General features: G+C 70.0%; 3 protein-coding genes. 1 reads left to right on the top strand and 2 read right to left on the bottom strand.

Features of this window, described 5'->3' with window-relative positions; genetic code table 11:
* Positions 1-254 precede the first annotated feature (254 nt).
* On the top strand, positions 255-1337 hold the full coding sequence (locus IT371_31920; GenBank protein MCC6752299.1) for a Gfo/Idh/MocA family oxidoreductase: 1083 nt from the start codon (positions 255-257) through the stop codon (positions 1335-1337).
* Positions 1338-1570: 233 nt separating this feature from the next.
* Here the strand turns inward: IT371_31920 and IT371_31915 are convergent, their stop codons facing one another.
* Entirely contained in the window at positions 1571-3487 is a 1917-nt protein-coding gene (locus IT371_31915; protein ID MCC6752298.1) for a hypothetical protein, read from the bottom strand.
* 158 nt (positions 3488-3645) lie between these two features.
* Positions 3646-4749: an AraC family transcriptional regulator gene (locus tag IT371_31910; GenBank protein ID MCC6752297.1), complete on the bottom strand. Its 1104-nt coding sequence runs from the start codon at positions 4747-4749 to the stop codon at positions 3646-3648.
* Between the last annotated feature and the right edge of the window lie 404 nt (positions 4750-5153).

Below are 5153 nucleotides of genomic sequence, written 5' to 3'. Positions count from 1 at the left end.
GCGAGCAGCAGCCCGAGGCCGCCCAGCCGCATCGCGCGGCTCCGTTCACGCTCGACCACGGTATCAGGCATCACGGTGCCTACGGTATCCAACCCGAACGCGCGCGACCACCGCGGCGCTTCGCGAGTACCGCCTGCACCGCTCGAGATCGGTGAGGAGGCCCGCGCGCGATCGAGGGCGCGCCGGAGCGCGAACGTCGTGCACGGATGGCACGCCGGGCTGGCACTCCGCGAGGGACACGGTAGCCTTGTCCCATGGCGTGGTCTCCTGTCGAAGTCGGTATCGTCGGGCTGGGCCGGATCGCGGATCTCCATGCGCAAGCGCACAGGACACACGGGCGGTCGCGGATCCGGGCGATATGCGACTCGAATCCCGCGACGCTCGAGCGCCGACGTGTCGAGTGGGGCGTGGAGTCGGCCTACCTCGATTGGCGCGACCTGCTCGCCGACCCTGCCGTGGAAGCGGTCGAGGTCCTCCTGCCGCACCACCTCCACCACCCGGTGACCGTGGCGGCGGCCGCCGCCGGAAAGCACGTCTGCGTGCAGAAGCCGATGGCGCTCGACGTCGCCCAGTGCGACGAAATGATCGACGCCTGCCGCCGTGCCGGCGTCCTGCTGCAGGTCTTCGACAACTTCCTGTTTCATCCCCCCTATCGGAGGGCGCGGGAGCTCGTTGCGCAGGGCGCGGTCGGTGAGCCACGAGCCATCCGCATGAAGAACGGCATCACGCTCGAGCCAGGTGGCTGGGACGTGCCCCTCGACGCCTGGGCCTGGCGCATGGATCGTGATCAGTGCGGCCCCGGCGTGATAACGTTCGACGATGGCTTCCACAAGCTCGATGTCGCGCGGTGGATGCTGGGCCCGATCGAGCGCGTGTCGGGCTGGATCGAGTGGACGGAGCTGATGCCCGGTTCCGGGCTCCGGATCGACGCTCCGGCCTGCTTCACCTGGAAACACCGGGAGCCGGGCCGGTTTGGCGTGATGGACGTGACCTTGAGCCGGCACCTCGCTATCCCGTCGCGCTACTACCCGATGGACGAGCAAGTCGAGGTTACCGGAGACCGAGGCGTTCTCTACCTCACGCGTTGTACTGCGGACATGACTCTCGGGGCCCCGCTCGTGATGTTCTCGGAGGGCCGGTGGTCCCGGTTCGACGACCTCGAGGACGACTGGGCCTCCGGATTTCGCGAGGCATCTCGCGCCTTCGCCGAGGCCGTTCGGGGAGCTCGAGAGCCCGAACTCTCCGGGGAAGAGGCCCGCCATGTCACGCAGGTGGCCCTGGCCTGTCACGTGGCGGCAGACCGGGGCGGCTGGGTGCGTGTCGACGACGTGGGGTAGAGCGACGCTGACCGCTGGCGCGTAGCTGTTCGCGAGTCCGGCCGCGACGTGCCGGTCGGCACTCTGTAGGCCTCCAGATCCGGGAACGCCGGCGGTGGCCTTCGCGGGGAGCGCGCTCGCCGCTCGCGTTCGCTCGCCCGCGGCGCTCCGTCGCGTCCCCGCCGGCCCACGAGTCTCGCCTGCTTCGGACCTCCCCCAGCCAGGACGGTCCTGCGTCGGTTTCTCGTCCGCGATCAATGGATGATCTCCGCACAGAACCCGTTGATGCATTCAGCCTCGGGATCGCAGCAATCGGTGCTGATCGTGCACCGGTCGTCCACCTTCGAGCAACCCTGCGGGCAACTGCAGGTAATGTCGCACGCGCCGCAGCAGCATTGGATGCCGCTCGAGCAGGAATCGCCGTCGGCCCGGCACGGCTCCAGCGCCGCGAAGGCCCGGATGTTCCCCGCGCCTTGCTCCTGGCCAGGCAAGTAGAAGGCTGGGTGGCTCGGGTCGGTCCCGGGGACCGGGTCGATGTCGATAGCGCTCACCCAGATCTTCTTCGATGCGACGACGTCGACCCCGCCGACGATCGTGTTGCCGTAGTTGCGCCGGCTGGTGAAGAACAACCAGAATTGCCCGCCTGCCGCGACCGGACTCACGGTCGGGAAGAAGTCGTAGTGCTCGTCACGCCCGGGGTAGGGCAGGAAGCTCGCGCCACCATCGAAGCCACCCGCGCGTGCGAGCCGGACGGCCGCCAGGGTGGCGAGGTGGACGTAGTAGAGGTCGCTGTGGGCGACTACCGGTCGTTCCCCGTACGAGCTGACGTAGTCGCTCACGTCGGCCAAGACGAAGACGACGCCCTTCGAGTCCGGCGTGAAGAACGGCCAGCCTGGGTAGAGCGCTGGGTCTCCGAAGATCCTCCGGTAGTTGGAGAACGTGTTCGACGAGGTGTCGAAGTCCATCACGGCGAGGCTGTGCCCGCTCGAGTCCTGGTGGTCATTGAAGACGATGTGCCGGCCGTCGGGGGAGAACATCGGCATCTTTGCGTATTTGGCGCTCCACCCGCTCGCCTGGAGCGGCGTGCCGTTGATGGCGAAGAGCCGCGACTCGCGCGGGCCCTCGACACCGACCACGTTCCCCGGGCCGTTCAGTGGGAACACCGAAGTCGTGCCCGGGCTGCCGTTCGTCATGAACTTCGATCCGTCGGGGAAGATGGCCGAGAAGGCTGCGCCGTCGAGCGCCCCCGGGCTGATCTGGGGCGGATTCGGGTTCGGATTCGCCTGGATGTCGTAGGAGAAGCTCTGGTAGGGCCCGATCGGGTAGAAGTGCCGCGCCGCGATCATGCTCTGGCCGTTCGCGCTGACCGAATGGCATGACATGCATGGACCGAGGGGAGCCACTCCCGGCACGGACAGGAACGCCTGTGGTTGGGGTTGACCTGGGATCAGGCGCATCACCGCGCCGTTGTTCTGCACCTGGGGCGACCCGTAGGTGTTGTAGTAGAGAGCGCCTTTCAGCGTCGCCGGAGCGATCGCCCACATCTGGCCGAGGGGGCCGCTGATCTTGCCGTTCGCCACGGTCGTGAGCTCGATGGTGATCGGATCCGACGGGCCGCTCGCGAGGGACGAAGCGATGTCCCAGACGTGCTGTGGCACCGGGAGTCGCGCCGGGCTCGTGGGTCCGAAGCACCCGCGGTACGTGAAGCCGCTCGAAGCGAGCCGCAGGTAGACGGCCTGGGCGGGGACATTGCCCGCCGGTGCCCATTGCAAGATCGGGGCCTGTAGCCCGCGTGGGAACACGGTTCGGTCGTACGGATAGAGCCACCGCATGTTCGCGTCCGAGGCGCCGCCGGCAGCCAACGCCTGGGCGACTGCGGCATCCAGCGGTCCGGGGCACTCGTCGATCGTCACAGGCGCGGCGGAGGTGCCGGCGGCTCCGCCAGCCCCCGCGCTCCCTCCGGTCAGTATCCACCCGCCGGTCCCGCCGCTGTTGGGCGGCTCCGAGCCGCCCTGCCCCGAGCCGCCGTGTCCTGAGGCGCCGGGCGCCGAGCCCCCCGCTGCCGGCCCGCCCCCAGACGTCGAGTCGCCGGCGGCGGGCGCGCAGCTCGCAGCCAGCACGAGCAGACCGCAGGACGCGACATGCCGGGCCTCCTCGATCGTGGTTGTCATCACGGGCACCTCCTGCCGCTGACAGTCTACGCGGCTCTTCGCATCCGACCGTTCGAGCGCCGGCCAGGATCGTGCGAGGCCCGGCCAGCTCATCTCCGGCGGCGCGGCTCGGCTCCAGCGGGCGCCCCGGGGCCGCGCGCATCGCTCTTCGGTGCGCTTCACGCGTGATCGTCGTCGCGACCTCGAGCGGGCCGCGGGGCGCGGAGCGAGCTCGGGCTGCGGCCAGTCCACCGGCGAAACGCAGTCGAGAACGCGCTCTGGTCCGAGTAGCCGACCAGGAGAGCCACATCGAGCAGAGTGAGCGTCGGGTCGGCGAGGTAGCACGAGGCGAGCTCGAGTCGCACCTCAGAGAGCAGCCCATGGTAGCTCTGGCCCTCTGCCGAGAGCTGCCGGCGCAAGGAGCGCTCGCTCGTGCCGAGCTGGCGACCGACCGCCGCTGCGGTCGGCGCGCCGCTGGCGAGTCGGTCGCGGATCGCCGCTGCGACTCTGCGCGTGAAGCGCCGGCCTTCCTCGAGATCTCGGATGGCCGCGGTCGCGTGACGCTCCATGACCTGGCGCAGCGCGTCGTCGTGGTAGAGCAACGGTACTTCGAGCAGAGAAGCAGGGACACTCAGCGCGTTGTCGACGGCCTCGAACCTCACCGGGCAGCCGAAGAACGCGTCGTACCCGTCGAGCTCCGCGACGCTGCTCGGTCGCGGATGCTGAAACCGAACCTGCTCGGCCGGGAAGCGCGAGGCGGCGATGAAGCGGCCGAAGCCGAGCCACCCTGCGACGATCGCTTCGTTCAGCGGCCGCACTCGTTCAGAACCAGCCGAGTCCAACCCCGAGTGCCAGACGACCTCCACACTCGACCCGCGCCGTGCCACGCTGGTGCGACCGCCGTCGTAGACGACCTGCTCATAGCGTGGGATGAGCGCCACGGCTTGTGCGAGCGTCGCCGCGCCCATCGCCGCGTAGCCGAGCGCGCCGAACGTCCGCGGCTTGGCCTCCGCACCCATGTGCAGGCCGAGGAGCGGATCGCCAGACAGCTCGCGGCCGGCCTCGAACAGGTCCAGCAGATCACCGATCGGGACGCGGGTGGACAGAGCTGCCAAGTCTGCGTCCCGGATGCGAGTCCGCCCGAGCAGGTATTCGCGGTTGGCTCCCCGGCGACACGCCACGTCGAGCAGCGTCGATGCATACGCCGCGGCGACCGTCCCGATGTGCGCGGAGTTCCGACGACCGGGCGCCGCTGGCCGGCGCTCGCCCCCCGGGAGCGTCATCGACGCCACGCCGTCGCGCGCCCCCGGGTGCGCGGAACGAGCAACCCACCGTCTTCCACGGCACACGATACTACATTGGTCCCAACCCAGCGTCGAGAACCCGCCGGCGCCCAGGCCACGCGGCACGCCCCTGGCGTCAGGCTCGCGTCCTCCAACTGCCCGCCACGGGGCCCCCGTCCCCCACGCGCGATGCCCGCTCCGTGGCGCGCCGGCATGGGCCCGCCTGCGGGTGGAACGCGGGTTTGACACCGCGTGCCGGCAGTGGCCGGTGCGCGTTGCTCGGTCGCTGCGAGCCGCCGCACGCCAACGCGCTCTCCCGGGTGCCCGCGCCCGGGAGCCCCGCGACCCGCCACGATCCAGCTACTCCGAGCCGGACCCCAACGCGGACGCGAGACGCACCGAAG

The organism is Deltaproteobacteria bacterium (assembly GCA_020848905.1).
GTDB lineage: Bacteria > Myxococcota_A > Polyangia.
This window is presented reverse-complemented; position numbering and strand designations above follow the sequence as displayed.

Excerpts from the sequence above, each read along its gene's own strand:
- IT371_31920 (MCC6752299.1), top strand. The coding sequence starts at position 255 with ATGGCGTGGTCTCCTGTCGAAGTCGGTATCGTCGGGCTGGGCCGGATC.
- IT371_31910 (MCC6752297.1), bottom strand. The coding sequence starts at position 4,749 with ATGACGCTCCCGGGGGGCGAGCGCCGGCCAGCGGCGCCCGGTCGTCGG.
- IT371_31915 (MCC6752298.1), bottom strand. The coding sequence starts at position 3,487 with ATGACAACCACGATCGAGGAGGCCCGGCATGTCGCGTCCTGCGGTCTG.